The sequence below is a fragment of the Psychrobacter sp. SC65A.3 genome (genome assembly GCF_025642195.1).
Lineage (GTDB): Bacteria > Pseudomonadota > Gammaproteobacteria > Pseudomonadales > Moraxellaceae > Psychrobacter > Psychrobacter cryohalolentis.
Genome location: NZ_CP106752.1, coordinates 1,368,379 through 1,383,366, shown reverse-complemented (window position 1 = coordinate 1,383,366; position 14,988 = coordinate 1,368,379). Strand labels below are relative to the sequence as shown.

Here is a 14,988-nt window from a genome sequence, read left to right as displayed (position 1 = left end):
TTTGACTATATAGCGATTATTATCCGTTACTATCAAACAAGATTTGAAGAGACTTCAGCCATCTGACTTTGCAAATAATTTGGCAGACCAATCATATCAATCAAGCGTAGCTGCTGCTCAAGCCAATGGGCATGATCCTCTTCCGTGTCTTTGAGCTGCACGACCAACATCTCGCGTGTGACATAGTCATGCGCTTCTTCACACATTGCGATACCGTCTTTAAGATGTTTTTGTACCTGATATTCTAAATTTAAATCAAGCTGTAGCATCTCAGGTACAGTAGTACCAATATTAATCGCGTCGACGCTCATTTTAGGCGTGCCGCCTAACATCAAAATACGACGAATAATTGCCTGTGCATGTAAGGTCTCATCTTCCATCTCATGGCTAATACGCTCATACAATTTACCGTAATGCCATTCTGCATACATCTCAGAGTGGATAAAATACTGATCACGAGCTGCAAGCTCACCACCTAACAAAAAGTTTAAATAATCAATCACTTTAGGGTTGCCAATCATCACTTACACTCCTGTATGTATCATTGTTTGTTATATACATTCATAATTTTGCATATATATAAAGTGCCATTAGTAGACCAATCAGTAAAGATTAAAATCAACGAAGGCCCTTACATATTAAGAAGGATATAGTAGCATAGAGAGAGCTTAACGCTTGTAACGATATGAACTGAGAATCATAACCAACCACTATTTGTATTAGCGTATCAGCAACAGGTGCGATAGCAAACTCCCAATAGAAGTAGCTAGATTCAGTTTTGATGTGGAGTATCAGTGGAGTTATATGGACGCTTGCAACCTACTCTTTAGGTATAATGCTAAAATAGTAAATGCATAATAGTGAATATAATCCTGTTTTATCAAGGCTTATACACGATTAGGATGCACAAGCTAGAGCGTAAAGCCTTATAAGTATTTAGCGCTTAAACAGCATAAGCCAATACTTCGAGCTTAGCATGATGCTCCTCTAGATAATCATTTACCATAGGCTCACAGCAGCCGCAGCAGGTGGCGACATCTAACGTGTCTTTTAAGCCATCTAACGTATCGATACCAGACGCGATAGCAGCTTTTATTTGCTTTTCTTTGACATCATTACAGATACAGACGTACATAAATGGGTTCCTACTGTGATTGACTAACGTGTTATTCGCTATAATAACGATAATTATTAGCATTTACAATAGTGTTTGGTGACTTTTTCAGTCAGGTTAATAACAGATTTATGGATACGTTGATCTTAATCAATCCATGTAACTGAATATAGTAATCCATGTAAACCGACGGTATCAAAGGTAGTAAAATGGCGACGAACTGTAAATTTGCTCATTTTTTAATCGATTTTAAGGATAACTGCTGTTATATTGTCCTCCTATTAACTAAATATACATTGGAATTGACCCATGTCTAATAATAATTCTATGATACAACCACTTGAGTTGTTTAAAGTATTATCTGACCCTACGCGCTTGAAGATTTTCCAAATCCTATATAATAAAGAATCACGCTGCGTCGGTGAGTTAGTAGAGATACTTGATCAACCACAGCCAACGATATCGCGCCATCTCAACCACTTAAAAAAACTGGGCATCCTAAATTGCGTTCGTGATGGAACCTGGATGTGGTATGAGGTTGCAAATGACTTGCCAGAATGGTGTCAAGACATCTTGGACACTACCTATAAGCAGATATCAATCAAAGAAAGAGCCATGCTAAAACTAGCCTAATGCTAATAGGCAGTGAAAGTTTTGCTTAGATAACTTTGGCTTATATTAGCCGCATAAAAAAGACCTCATCATAAGGTCTTTTTTTATGCGCTATCGCTAGCACTCTTGATTGAACTTTAAACCAAGTCTAAGAAATCACTGACAAAGGCATTGGCTGGATGATGAATCAGCGCCTCTGAGGTGCCTACTTGCTCGACACGACCATGATTCATCACGACAATTTCATCGGATACAGCCCTTGCTTCTTCTTGGTCATGAGTCACCATGATGCTGGTGATACCAAGCTCATGATGTATGTCTTTTAGCCAAGTTCGCAGCTCTTTACGCACCTTGGCATCCAGCGCCCCAAATGGCTCATCTAATAGCAGTAGTTTTGGCTTAACTGCGAGTGCACGAGCCAGCGCAATACGCTGCCGCTGACCGCCTGATAGCTGATGCGGGTAAGCGTTTGCCACTTGTGGCAGCTGTACCAAATCTAATAGCTCAGCTATACGCTTATCAATATCCGCTTTACTGGGGCGCTCGTTTTTTGGTAGCAATGTCAGACCAAAGCCTACATTGTCGGCAACATTTTTATGTCGAAATAACGCATAGTGCTGAAACATAAAACCGATATGGCGCTTTTGTACCGGTGTATTGGTGACGTCTAGCTCATCAAATAATATCTGCCCAGAGTCTGCATATTCAAGACCAGCAATGATACGCAGCAAAGTGGTTTTACCGCAGCCTGAAGGACCTAATAAAGTCGTTAATTTGCCGGTAGGTACTGTGATATTGATATCATCTAAGGCAGTGAAGTTACCAAATTTTTTATTAACGTTACGAATCTCGATGCTCATAATGGTGTCTCTTATTATTTCTTTTATCGTAGCAGATAGTTTCAATAGTATGGCGTATAGCAATAGTGGCTTCTATGAACCGTTATGATTTTCCTGCCGATTCTGTAACAGTATCATTAGCACTGACTGGTAGTTCAGGCGCACTTATCAAACGTTCAGACTTGGCAAATTTGTGATCTTGTAGCTTGGTCATGATTTGCTGAATAAGTAACGTGACCAAAGCAAGTGCGGCAAGTAAGCTCGATAAGGCAAACGCGGCGGTAAAGTTATAGTCGTTATAGGCAATCTCAACCAGTAGCGGCATAGTGTTGGTTTCTCCGCGGATATGACCTGAGACCACACTCACCGCACCAAACTCCCCCATCGCCCGTGCATTGGTCAAAATCAAACCATATAGCAGCGCCCATTTGATATTGGGCAGTGTCACATGCCAAAACGTTTGCCAACCCGTCGCGCCTAACGTTAATGCTGCCTGCTCTTCACTATCGCCCTGCGTTTGCATCAGCGGTATTAATTCACGCGCCACAAAAGGAAAGGTGACAAATAACGTTGCTAAAATAATACCGGGTACGGCATAAATTACCTGAAAACCCATGCTCTCAAGCCAGCCACCAATCGTAGAATTAAGTCCAAATAACAGAACAAACATCAAACCGGCTACAACGGGCGACACTGAGAATGGTAAATCAAGCAACGTCGTCACCAACTGCTTACCTTTAAAATGATAACGCGTTACTAGCCACGCAATGGCAATACCCATCACCATATTAATCGGTAAGACAATCGCAGCAGTAATCAAGGTTAGCCTAATCGCCTGCAAGGCTTCAGGATCAACGAGAGAGGCAATATATAATTCCCAGCCACCCTTAAAAGCTTCATAAAACACAGCTAGCAGCGGCACTACCAACATAATAACCATGAATAAAACCGCAATGATAATAAAGGTGCGGCGTACCCATGGCGTATCTTTGGTTGCTGGGTTGCTTTGGTAGTCGTAGCTATTAGAGATTTGCATTAGCGAGCTCCTACACGGCGCGACAGCTTCCACTGTACGATATTAATGGTCAATAAAATCACAAAGGAGATAAGCAGCATAAATAATGCAACGGCTGACGCGCCTTGAACATCAAACTGCTCAAGCTTACTGATAATGATTAATGGCAAAATCTCAGACTGCATTGGAATATTACCTGCGATAAAAATAACCGAGCCATACTCGCCGGTCGCACGGGCAAACATCATGCCAGCACCCATCAGTAACGCAGGCAACAGCTCTGGTAAAATTACCTTGCGAAATGTCGTCAAGCGATTGGCACCCAATACCGCAGACGCCTCTTCGAACTCAACCGATAACTCCGCAAGTACGGGCTGTACAGCACGAACAATAAAGGGGAAACTGACGACCACCAAAGCCAACCAAATACCTATCGGTGTAAAGGCCACTTGAATATCAAATTTGGCAAACCATTGCCCAATAAGACCATTGGGTGCATACAAAGTCGCAAGAGAGATACCCGTGACCGCTGTCGGTAGTGCAAAGGGTAAATCTACTAAGGCGTTTATTAAGGATTTGCCCCAAAATTCATAGCGTACGAGCACCCATGCGACCAGTGTGCCAAACACCATATTGGTTAGCATCGCCAAAAACGACATCCATAAGCTGAGTTTGATCGCCGCCGTGACTTGTGGTTGGCTAATAGTCTCCCAAAATCCCGTCCAGCCCATTTGGGTTGTGGTATAGGCCATCATGGCAAACGGCAGTACTACCAACAGTGACAAACTAAAGACAGTGATGCCCATACTTAACCCAAACCCTGGTAGCACATTGCGCTGACGCAAGCGTGTTAACCAGCCTTTTTTCGGCACGGGTTTGATGGTAGAAGGTGTTGTTGCACTCATAATAGTGTCCTATTGCCTAGCTGATGGTACTTATCGTAAGCACTCTATCGTATCGATATAAAGAAAAAAGCATGATAAAAAGAGATTATGAATATGCTCATGGTATAAAGGACATAGCGTTGTCGGCCATGTCCTTTATGAGATTGACATAATTTCATGATGTCGTGCGTTACTGATTAATAGTCAAATAATGCAGTCGCTGTACTCAAATAAATTCTTGAATAAGTAACGGCTTCTATCGTCGGTTACTCACAGTACTACCGTTGTTACTGAGGCGCATTAACCGCTAACTTATCAAACAAACCACCATCACTGAAATACGTGCTCATGATCTCATCCCAAGTGCCAAAAGCGTCATTTGGACGGAAGGTGTCGATAGGTGGCAATTTATCACTGTTTTTATCAAGAACACTCTTCACACTTGGGCGTAAGTATAAGTCAGCTGCTAATTGCTGGGCCGCATCGCTCCATAAGAAATCAAGATAAGCTTTGGCGGCATCTGTGGTGCCTTTTTTATCAGTGACGGTTTTTACGATAGCAACTGGGCTTTCAGATTTGATTGAGTATTTTGGATAAACAATATCGACTTGACCGACGCCAAAATCTTTTGCTGCAAGGTTGGCTTCGTTCTCAAACGTTACCAAGACATCGCCGATACCACGCTGTACAAATGTCGTAGTCGCCGCACGTCCGCCACTTTCATAGACTTTGACGTTTTTTAGCATGTCTTTGACGTATTTTTCCGCTTGTGCTTCATCTTTATTAAAAGCATGTAAGCCATAACCATAAGCACCTAAGAAGGCATAGCGACCGTTACCCGTCACTTTTGGGTTTGCCATGACAATCTCAACACCCTCTTTGGTCAAATCTGCCCAATCATTGATGCCCTTTGGATTGTCTTTGCGCACTAAGAAGACGATGGTGCTGGTAAAAGGTACGGCATTGTCTGGGAATTTGCTTTCCCAATCTGACTCAACCAAGCCTTTTTTCTCAAGCAGCTCAATATCAGAGCCTTGGTTCATAGTTGCGACATCGGCTTGTAGACCATTCGCGACCGACAGGGCTTGTTTACTCGAACCACCATGCGACTGCTTGATAAGAATATTGCTGTTTGGGTGCTCGCTTTTGTAATGATCAACAAATAATGGATTGTAGTCTTTATAAAAATCACGAGCGACATCGTAGGAGACGTTCAATATTTCGATGTCCTGCCCTTCTGCAGCTGCTGGCGTGCCCTCTGCATTGGCAGCTGGCTCAGTTTTTTCGTTGTTGCTACAGCCTGCAATGCCTAAAGTGAGCGCCACACCGGCGATACTTAGGGCGCTAAGTGTCTTATTTTTATAACCTGCGGTATATGATGTCATGGCTGCCTCAAAAAATGTCTGATAAGTAATGTAAGTATGCTAACAGTGCTATCTTATTATGTTTAATGATGAATATGTGTATGTTATTGCCAAAATGGAATAAAGAAATGATAAATATAAGATTATCAATAACTTAAATTTATCAGTAATGCATAGGTTAAATATTTTTAATGATCATTGACTATCCGCTAATAATTTAGCCATTTGATTCAGCCTTTCATCTAAGCATGAATGTCTGAATCAAATGGCTTATAACTGAACAACTTGATTACCTTTTTGGTTACCTTTACTGCACGCTTGCCAGCTTATCAAAACGCCCGCCATCAACAAAAAACGTTTCCATAATCTGTGTCCAAGGACCAAAGACACTGACTGGCTCAAACGTCTCAATATCAAGCAAAGTACCTTTATGGGCGGCAAGTACTTGCTCATTACTAGGACGCATGTACATCTGTGCCATCAGTTCTTGCGCTGGCGTGTCCCATAAGCTTTTTAGATAGGTGTTTGCCGCTTCTGTTTTGCCCGCTTTGTCAGTCACCGCATTCACCACTGCAACAGGATTGGCAATCAACACTGAATAACTTGGATAGACGATATCGACTTGCCCTTTGGCAAATTGCTTGGCGGCCAAATGCGCTTCGTTTTCGGTCGTGATAAGCACGTCCCCTAGACCGCGTTGGGTAAAGCTGGTCGTTGCTGCACGTGCGCCATTGTCATAAGTGACGACGTTTGCCAAAAGTTGTTTGATAAAGGTATCTGTTTTGGTAGAGGTTTCGACCGTTTCTTTAAAATGATGCAGACCATAACCGTAGGCACCTAAAAAGGCATAACGCGCCGTACCACTGGTTTTCGGATTTGGTATTACTATAGCTACGTCACTACGTGCCAAATCTTGCCAGTCTTTAATACCCTTTGGATTGCCGCTACGTACCAATAGAACCATGGTACTGGTATAAGGAACCGCGCCGTTTGGTAGCGCTTTCTGCCAGTCAGCCGCAACCAAGCCTTTTTCGACCAATAGATTCATATCGCTTTCTTGGTTAAAGGTCACCACATCCGCTTGTAGACCATTAGCAACCGACAGGGCTTGCTTACTCGATCCACCATGTGACTGATTGATATGTACTTTGCTGTTGGGATGCTCTTTTTGGTAGCCTTTGGCAAATAAGGTATTATAGTCTTTATAAAAATCGCGTGAGACATCGTAAGAGACATTCAACAAATCAATATCTTGTGACGGCGCTGCTGATTTTTGGGCGCCGTTTTGGGTCTCACTTTGCTTAGATTCAGTAGGGCTACAGCCCGTCATGAATACCGCCATTGTCAGCACACCACCCATTATCAAGGTACGTGGTGCTTTATTTTGAAGCACTTGATTATCAGTCATTGAGGTATGACGCAAAGGCTGATTCTTGGCTATATTGGTCGTTTGCATAGACGCTCTCGATAATGTCATGCTGCCACTTGTGGACCTTACTATTTTATTAATTCTATAAATAAGGATAACAAAGGCAGTGATGGTAAGAATTTTGGGAGATACATTGGTTTTTTTGTTGATGAGAGATATGCTAGCAGCATAGATAACAAACGCTTAGTGACGAATACGCTTATCGAGTGGTGAACTTGGCATAAGCACGATGATTACTAGCGCTATTATTAGTTATTCTGTAGTAGATATTTTCAACAGCTGTTTTTGCAATATAGAGATAAGCCGTCACTTTTGTGTCACTTGTGCTTAAGTTGCCGTATTATTTGCCCAGTAGACGAATATTTGTGTAAGCTGTATTCTCGCTGGCGCTGTATAGTCAGTCCTTAATAAAAGAAATACAAATATTATCAATCACTACTGGGGTTAATTTTTCTTGCTTGCTGTGCCTACGCAGACAGAGGCTGCAAATAATGAACCCCAGTAGTTCCGTACTCTTTTAAAAGTGGATCAACTATAATCGCTGCAAATAAACGACTGCTACCTAAAACTGTTGAATTCAATCAAAAATAGCCATTTTGCAAAGCCATTTTTATCACTTACTCACTTACCCAAGGCAACTTAATGATTACTTCTTTCTCTTGTTACTCGCGTTTTTTTGCCGCCCTCTCTTTGACGAGTGCAGCGATGCTTGCTTTGAGTGGTTGTAATAACACTATAAAAGCCAATGTGGATAATCACAGCGTTACGCAACCCGCAGCGACACTCTCGCCTGCTGTAAAAGTCATCGTTGGTGACTATGCTTCTGAGGGTTATGCTAAGCGTACGCAAGGCGATGACTGGGTAGGCGTGATGGTCAAAGCAGACGGTGATAAGCAGATTGACATTAAGGTACGTGCGCGCAGCGATATCAAAAAACCGACCTGCCATTTTGATGGCAAAGCAACATTGATGGGTCAAGATGATGCACACGGCATTATTTTTCAGAGCAAGGTTAATGACAGTACGGCTTTTTTTCAATTTAAAGATGATAAATTGACTATTGATAGCCAAGATAAATACGCGCTTAACTACTTTTGCTCTGGCGGTGGCACATTGGTTGGTGACTATCAAAAGTTGGCTGGTGATTTAGAGCTCAGCTAACCACGAGATGGTCAAAACGTTCAAATAACAAAAAAGGGTCAGACTTATCATCTGACCCTTTTTTACTGTTAATAGTTCACATTTGATATAAATTTCTATACCGCAGAAGCCCCGACCAATTTAACCTCAGCACGCTCATCAAAAGCGATACCAGCATAATAATCACGCAAAATCTGCAACACTTCTGGACGGCTAAAGTTCTCTGGTACATCAAGGTCTTCTGAGAGTGCTTTGCGTAGTTTGGTTCCTGATACTTTGACATGTTCAGACGCTTCATGCGGGCAGGTTTTATCTGACGCCATGGCATTACAAGCATTACACCAAAACGTCCAACCAATCTTTAACGGTTGGGTAATCAAATCATCTTTACCGACGTGGTCAAAAATGGTTTGGGCATCAAAGGCACCATAATAATCACCAACACCGGCATGGTCACGACCAACGATCAAATGGCTACAGCCGTAGTTTTGGCGGAATACGGCATGTAATAATGCTTCACGCGGTCCGGCATAACGCATATCAAGCGGATAACCTGCTTGAATAACAGTATCAGCTCTAAAGTAATTGTCAATCAAGGTTTTAATGGCTTCTTGGCGTACGTCTGCTGGGATATCACCTGGTTTTAACGCACCCAATAATGAATGTATCAGTACGCCATCACAGATCTCAATCGCAATCTTGGCAAGGTATTCGTGTGAGCGGTGCATGGGATTACGGGTTTGGAAAGCCGCGACCGTTTGCCAGCCTTTATTGTCCAAAATTGCGCGGGTTTCAGCTGGTGTTTTATAAATCTCGGGATATAAGGTTGGAAACTCGCCTTCGCTTAGAACTTCAACGCTACCTGCAATGTTGACTTCACCTTGGTCCAGTACTTGTTGAACACCAGGATGCTCAGGATCTGTGGTGGTAAATACTTGTTGGCACTCATGCTCTTTATCAATGGTGTAGGTTTCTTCCACCGTTAAAATACCCATAATCTCGCCATCTTGCGCCACCAATGCAACTTTATCACCTGTATTTAAGCTGTCCGCTGTCGCTTTCGGTGCTGATAAAGTAATAGGAATCGGCCAAAACAAGCCAGCATTATCGCCACTTTGTAGACGCATATTATCAACCACGCCCTGCCAATCGGCTTGATTCATAAAACCATTTAACGGCGTAAAACCGCCAATACCAAACATAATCAAATCACCGCGCTCACGTGAGCTGAGCGTAATGGTTGGCAAAGTACTGGCAAGTTTTAATGCTTGGTTGCGAGCCTCACCATTCAATAGTAACGGCTTAAGCTCAGCACTACCGTGCGGAGGCACAAGTTTTGAGGGTGTTTGATTATGGATAATAGATGTCATAGTAATTTTACAGCCTTAAGAGATGAGAGAAAGATGAGTAACTGTAGATAACAGTACATAGAGAAGCAATTGGGCGAATAAAGGGATAATGGCAGTATGTTAAAGCTATTTATTAAATGATTAAAAACTGCTCATTAAAATCAGGTATTGAATTCGATAAGCATAGGCTACCTAATTTTCGTTATGAAAATTTATGCTGTGTTTGGATATAGATATGTCTTAAAGGAATTTATGTTTATAGACGCAAGCTTATATGATGTAAATCTGAATGGTTTACCTTGCGACTGGCAATAAAATCTAATACACACGCAAATCATTTTCGTCGCAGCTTTTATGTTTAAAAATAAAATTGAGATTACGTCATGTATCAATATAACTACGCTGACCAAACCTTGGTAGAAGAACGAGTCGCACAGTTTCGCGACCAAACCGAACGGTTTTTGGCAGGCGAGCTGCCAGAAGAGCAATTTTTACCGCTGCGTTTGCAAAACGGTCTTTATATTCAGCGCTATGCACCGATGTTGCGTATCGCCATTCCATATGGCCTGCTAGCCAGCTACCAACTGCGTAAATTGGCAGAGATTACCCGTAAATATGATAAGGGTTACGGACACTTCACGACCCGTACCAATATCCAGCTGAACTGGCCAAAGCTAGAAGATGTGCCAGACATATTGGCAGAGCTGGCATCGGTACAGATGCATGCCATTCAAACGTCGGGCAACTGTATTCGCAATACGACTACCGATCCTTATGCCGGTATTCATCAAGAAGAGATTGCGGATCCACGTCCTTATTGCGAAATTATCCGTCAGTGGTCTACTTTTCATCCTGAATTTGCTTTTTTACCGCGTAAATTTAAGATTGCTGTCGTTGGTACTGCCAATGACCGCGCGGCGACGCAAGTACATGATGTGGGATTGCATGTAAAAACCAATGATGCAGGTGAGCTTGGTTTTGAAGTATTGGTGGGTGGCGGTCTTGGCCGTACACCAGTGATTGGTAAAGTAATTAATGAATTCTTGCCACGTCAGCATCTGCTTAGCTATCTAGACGCTATTTTGCGCGTTTATAACCTGCATGGTCGCCGCGATAATAAATACAAAGCGCGTATCAAAATATTGGTCGAGAGCATGGGCGGTCCTGCCTTTGCGAAATTGGTCGATGCTGAGTGGGAAGCCCATACCAAAGATGGTCCACTGACGCTGACCGATGCCAATTTTGACACTGCTATTGGTTTCTTTAGTGAGCCTGATTATGTTGGTTTTGATGCCTTACAAGTACAGTCTGACTTGCAACAGCAACTCAATGCGAATAAAGATTTTGCCGATTGGTACAACCAAAATACAGTCGCGCATAAAATAGCAGGCTATCGCGCCGTCGTAATTTCTCTGAAAGCAGGCTTGGTCGACGGAACCTACGTACCATCTGGTGATCTCAGCGAATCACAAATGGATGCTCTCGCGGATTTGTCAGACAAATATAGCTTTGGTGAACTGCGCGGTACTTATCAGCAAAATCTCGTCTTCTCTGATGTGCAAACCAACCATCTCTATGAGCTATGGCAACAGCTGTCTGATCTGAATTTAGCACGCGCCAACATTAATACCCTAACAGATATGATCGTTTGCCCAGGTTGGGACTATTGCTCGCTTGCCAATGCCACGACTCACAACATCGCTGAGCAAATAGAAAAACAGTTTGATGATTTAGACTACCTTTATGACTTGGGTGAAATTCGCCTCAATATGTCTGGCTGCATGAACGCCTGTGCCCATCACCACACAGGTGATATCGGTATCCTAGGTGTTGATAAAAAAGGTGAGCATTGGTATCAAATCAGCCTTGGTGGCAACTCTAGTAACGACGCCAAAGTCGGTAAAATATTGGGTAAAGCAGTACCAGCCGAAGATGTGGCGATTACCCTACAAAAAATACTGGACGTCTATTTAGAGCAGCGCGTGAGCAATGAGAACGATGTAGAAGCTTTTAGTGACTTGGTCAATCGCGTTGGCGTGGCACCTTTTAAGGAGAAGGTCTATGGGTAATCATCATGTGTTAAACAGCAAAGGTATTGATATCGGTCAAAGTGATACGTGGTTGGCGCTTAATACCGATGAGCTACCAGATGGCATTGCTCTTAGCCATATATCGCTGCTTGAGCTATTACATAAACAAGAAAAATTCGATATCGTATTGCCGCTCACTGACTTATTGAATGCTGAAGGCAAGCTTGCTGGCGGGCTATTACAGCAGCTGAACGAGCTATTGACCGAACATGCCAGCCGTGTTGGCGTTTGGGTTACGTCAAATAATGACACTGATACATTGGTTGGTTTGTCAGATTTTTTATTACAACAAGATTTGATTGTGATCCATGTACCAGCATTTACCGACGGACGTGGTTTTAGTTATGCGCAAACCCTGCGTCAAATAGGCTACGAGGGTGAGATTCGTATGGCTGGCAAGTTTGGTCGTGATCAAATTGCTTATCTTTTACGCGCGGGCGCAGATAGCTTTGTGCTCAGTGAGCATGATATGAAATCTATCTCTGATATCAGTCAAGCATTTAATGCGCTTGCCAGCAGTTACGATGGACGCGATGCTAGCGCATTACCGATGTTTGCAGGCACTTAGTTTTAGAATAAATCATAAGCACTTATATTAGTTACTTTTCACTCTAATCATTTTTACATGAACTTTCATCAAGGAATCTACCATGAGCCAATTACACCCAAATCTAGATATCGATCAAGCCAACCAAGACTTGCAAGGTAAATCGCCAGAACAAATCGTAGAATGGGCATTAAGCCAAGCGAAAAACCCAATCATTACCACTAACTTCCGTCCTTACGAGTCTGCGATTTTGCATTTGGTCGCGTCGCTGCGCCCTGATATCACCGTATTGTGGGTAGATTCTGGCTATAACACTGACGCCACTTACCAGTTTGCCAATAAAGTCATCCGTGATTTAAATTTAAACGTGGTCACCTATATTCCTAAGCAAACTGCTGCCCATCGTGACGTGACAATGGAAGGTATTCCTGGTATTGATAACCCACTACATGATGAGTTCACCGATCAAGTGAAGCTTGAGCCATTCCGCCGCGCTTTAGATGAGCTAAAACCTGATGTTTGGTTCAATGCTATCCGTAAAGATCAAACCGAATTCCGTCAAGGTCTTGATGTCCTGAGCTTGTCTAAAGACGGCGTGTTAAAAGTCGCACCGTTGTTTGATAAGACAGATAGCGATTTGGATGTTTATCTTGAAGAACATAACCTACCTAATGAGTTTGATTACTTCGATCCAACTAAGGTAGAAGAGCATCGCGAATGTGGCTTGCATACGCAGTTGTAATTGCTAAATACAGAATTGTGATTTAATGAATACAATGCATAAAAATCCCGCTTAACCGGTTTATACCGAGTTAAGCGGGATTTTTTTAGTATCATGATTTTATATTGCTATTCCCTTTCTCAGCAAAAACTACTTTTAATATCTCAAAAACGAATATACTAATGCCAATACATTACGTGAGCCTGCGCAACTGATAACTCATAATAGCAGTATATATTCAATTGAATGACTGGTCATACTATGAATACCTTTCCCCTATTTTTTAAATTAGAAGATCGTAAAGTCCTGATTGTTGGCGGTGGTGATGTAGCATTACGCAAAGCTGATTTGCTGAGCCGTGCTGGCGCGTGTATCACTGTCCTTGCGCCAAGCATTAGCCACGAGATACAAGCCTTGCTAAGTGATAGCAAGCACGCGCTGATTTATGAGAATTATAATAAAACCTACATGACAGATTCGCGCGTTATTATCGCGGCGACTGATGATGAGATGCTCAATCACCAAATCCATGCTGATGCCACTGAACTCAACATTCCGGTAAACGTCGTCGATACGCCGCATTTATGCGATTTTATCTTCCCTGCCATTGTCGATCGCAATCCCATCGTCATTGGTATCTCATCAAACGGTAAGGCACCAGTACTCGCACGTTTACTGCGGGCACGCCTTGAGACCTTGATTCCGCAAGGTTATGGTAAATTAGCCAAGCTTGCTGGCGAGTTTCGAGGTGACGTTAAAGCCAAAATTCCAACATTGACTGGGCGTCGGCAGTTTTGGGAGCGAGTATTTGAAGGTAAAGTCAGCCAATTGATGTTTTCCGGTAATGAAAACGAAGCCATTGCCCAACTGCAAGCGGATTTGGATAAAACAGCGGCAACTATCACGGCAAAAGATGCCACAGATACAGTAACAGAAGCCCAAAATACGATGGGCGAAGTCTATATCGTTGGTGCCGGTCCCGGTGACCCAGAGCTGTTGACTTTTAAAGCACTGCGTCTGATGCAGCAAGCGGATATCGTCTATTATGATGCGCTGGTATCACCGCAAGTATTGGATTTGTGCCGCCGCGATGCTGATAAAGTATATGTCGGCAAAAAACGCAGCAATCATGCCGTTGCACAATTGGGCATCAATGAGCTACTGGTCAATAGCGCAAAAGAAGGTCGGCGTGTGGTGCGTCTAAAAGGCGGTGACCCCTTTATCTTTGGGCGTGGCGGTGAAGAGATTGAAAGTCTGCGCTCTCACAATGTCCCTTATCAAGTAGTGCCAGGCATTACCGCTGCCAATGCCGCTGCTAGCTATGCTGGTATTCCGCTAACCCACCGTGACCATTCGCAGTCAGTACGTTTTGTGACAGGGTTTTTAAAGGCAGGCTCGCCTAATAATAACTTTAAAAGCTTTTTGAATACTGATGAAACAGTCGTATTCTATATGGGTCTGCATTCGCTACCGCGCTTGACGGAAGGTTTGATTGATGCCGGGCGTAGTGCAGAGACCCCGATTGCCATCGTCTCTAACGCCAGTATGCCCAATCAGCAAGTATTAACGGGTACACTTGCCAGCATCGTTGAATTACAAGCACAACATCAACTACCTACGCCTGCTCTACTCATCATGGGTGATGTCGTAAGCTTACATCATGATTTGGCTTGGTATAATAATGAAAAGACCTCGGAAAACGATAATAACTGGTTACGCGGCGGCACTGCTACGACGCCAAAACCAAATACTAGCCAACAAGCGCATGCGCTATCTATGATTGCTAATTTGGCAACAGAAGATGGTGGTCTTGAGCAGTTAGTGATTGATTAGAAAGCGCCCTAAAAGCCCCTTTTGATTTAAAGCCCTGCCAATTTAGTGGTA

The 14,988-nt window shown here is 42.9% G+C and carries 14 protein-coding genes; 6 read left to right on the top strand and 8 right to left on the bottom strand.

All coding sequences use genetic code 11. The features are described from left to right. Positions 1-32: 32 nt before the first annotated feature. Positions 33-521, bottom strand: a complete 489-nt coding sequence (bfr, locus tag OEG80_RS05950) for a bacterioferritin (protein ID WP_263242313.1) — start codon at positions 519-521, stop codon at positions 33-35. 422 nt (positions 522-943) lie between these two features. Then, on the bottom strand, positions 944-1,135 hold the full coding sequence (locus tag OEG80_RS05945) for a (2Fe-2S)-binding protein (RefSeq protein WP_011513716.1): 192 nt from the start codon (positions 1,133-1,135) through the stop codon (positions 944-946). Positions 1,136-1,423: 288 nt separating this feature from the next. Here OEG80_RS05945 and OEG80_RS05940 point away from each other — a divergent pair, with 288 nt between their 5' ends. Beyond that, positions 1,424-1,747, top strand: a complete 324-nt coding sequence (locus tag OEG80_RS05940; protein ID WP_011513717.1) for an ArsR/SmtB family transcription factor — start codon at positions 1,424-1,426, stop codon at positions 1,745-1,747. A 116-nt stretch (positions 1,748-1,863) separates the two neighbouring features. On the opposite strand, the gene OEG80_RS05935 is transcribed toward OEG80_RS05940, so the two are convergent. From OEG80_RS05935 to OEG80_RS05915, 5 genes are all read right to left on the bottom strand, one after another. Continuing rightward, positions 1,864-2,586, bottom strand: coding sequence for a sulfate/molybdate ABC transporter ATP-binding protein (locus OEG80_RS05935; protein ID WP_263242311.1), 723 nt, complete (start codon positions 2,584-2,586; stop codon positions 1,864-1,866). 82 nt (positions 2,587-2,668) lie between these two features. Beyond that, positions 2,669-3,601, bottom strand: coding sequence for a sulfate ABC transporter permease subunit CysW (gene cysW, locus OEG80_RS05930; RefSeq protein WP_011513719.1), 933 nt, complete (start codon positions 3,599-3,601; stop codon positions 2,669-2,671). After that, complete coding sequence (gene cysT, locus OEG80_RS05925; RefSeq protein WP_011513720.1) at positions 3,601-4,485, bottom strand: sulfate ABC transporter permease subunit CysT; 885 nt, start codon at positions 4,483-4,485, stop codon at positions 3,601-3,603. Before cysT ends, cysW begins: the two co-directional genes overlap by 1 nt. 266 nt (positions 4,486-4,751) lie before the next feature. Further along, positions 4,752-5,849: a sulfate ABC transporter substrate-binding protein gene (locus tag OEG80_RS05920; RefSeq protein ID WP_263242308.1), complete on the bottom strand. Its 1,098-nt coding sequence runs from the start codon at positions 5,847-5,849 to the stop codon at positions 4,752-4,754. Positions 5,850-6,135: 286 nt separating this feature from the next. Further along, positions 6,136-7,284: a sulfate ABC transporter substrate-binding protein gene (locus OEG80_RS05915; RefSeq protein WP_226939344.1), complete on the bottom strand. Its 1,149-nt coding sequence runs from the start codon at positions 7,282-7,284 to the stop codon at positions 6,136-6,138. A gap of 615 nt (positions 7,285-7,899) precedes the next feature. Between OEG80_RS05915 and OEG80_RS05910 the strand changes: the two genes are divergently transcribed. Further along, positions 7,900-8,418 carry a hypothetical protein gene (locus OEG80_RS05910; RefSeq protein WP_263242304.1) on the top strand — a complete coding sequence of 173 codons (519 nt, stop codon included), beginning with the start codon at positions 7,900-7,902 and terminating at the stop codon, positions 8,416-8,418. Positions 8,419-8,513: 95 nt separating this feature from the next. Here OEG80_RS05910 and sat read toward each other — a convergent pair whose 3' ends face one another. Continuing rightward, the gene (gene sat / locus OEG80_RS05905) at positions 8,514-9,767 is read right to left on the bottom strand and encodes a sulfate adenylyltransferase (RefSeq protein WP_263242303.1); all 1,254 of its coding nucleotides are present in this window, start codon (positions 9,765-9,767) and stop codon (positions 8,514-8,516) included. 362 nt (positions 9,768-10,129) lie between these two features. Between sat and OEG80_RS05900 the strand changes: the two genes are divergently transcribed. The 4 genes from OEG80_RS05900 to cysG all read left to right on the top strand — a co-directional run bounded on the left by OEG80_RS05900 (position 10,130) and on the right by cysG (position 14,937). Further along, on the top strand, positions 10,130-11,815 hold the full coding sequence (locus OEG80_RS05900) for a nitrite/sulfite reductase (RefSeq protein WP_263242301.1): 1,686 nt from the start codon (positions 10,130-10,132) through the stop codon (positions 11,813-11,815). Then, positions 11,808-12,404, top strand: coding sequence for a DUF934 domain-containing protein (locus tag OEG80_RS05895; protein WP_263242300.1), 597 nt, complete (start codon positions 11,808-11,810; stop codon positions 12,402-12,404). Before OEG80_RS05900 ends, OEG80_RS05895 begins: the two co-directional genes overlap by 8 nt. Before the next feature lie 82 nt (positions 12,405-12,486). After that, positions 12,487-13,125: a phosphoadenosine phosphosulfate reductase domain-containing protein gene (locus tag OEG80_RS05890; RefSeq protein ID WP_263242298.1), complete on the top strand. Its 639-nt coding sequence runs from the start codon at positions 12,487-12,489 to the stop codon at positions 13,123-13,125. A gap of 240 nt (positions 13,126-13,365) precedes the next feature. After that, on the top strand, positions 13,366-14,937 hold the full coding sequence (gene cysG, locus OEG80_RS05885; protein ID WP_263242296.1) for a siroheme synthase CysG: 1,572 nt from the start codon (positions 13,366-13,368) through the stop codon (positions 14,935-14,937). Positions 14,938-14,988 lie beyond the last annotated feature (51 nt).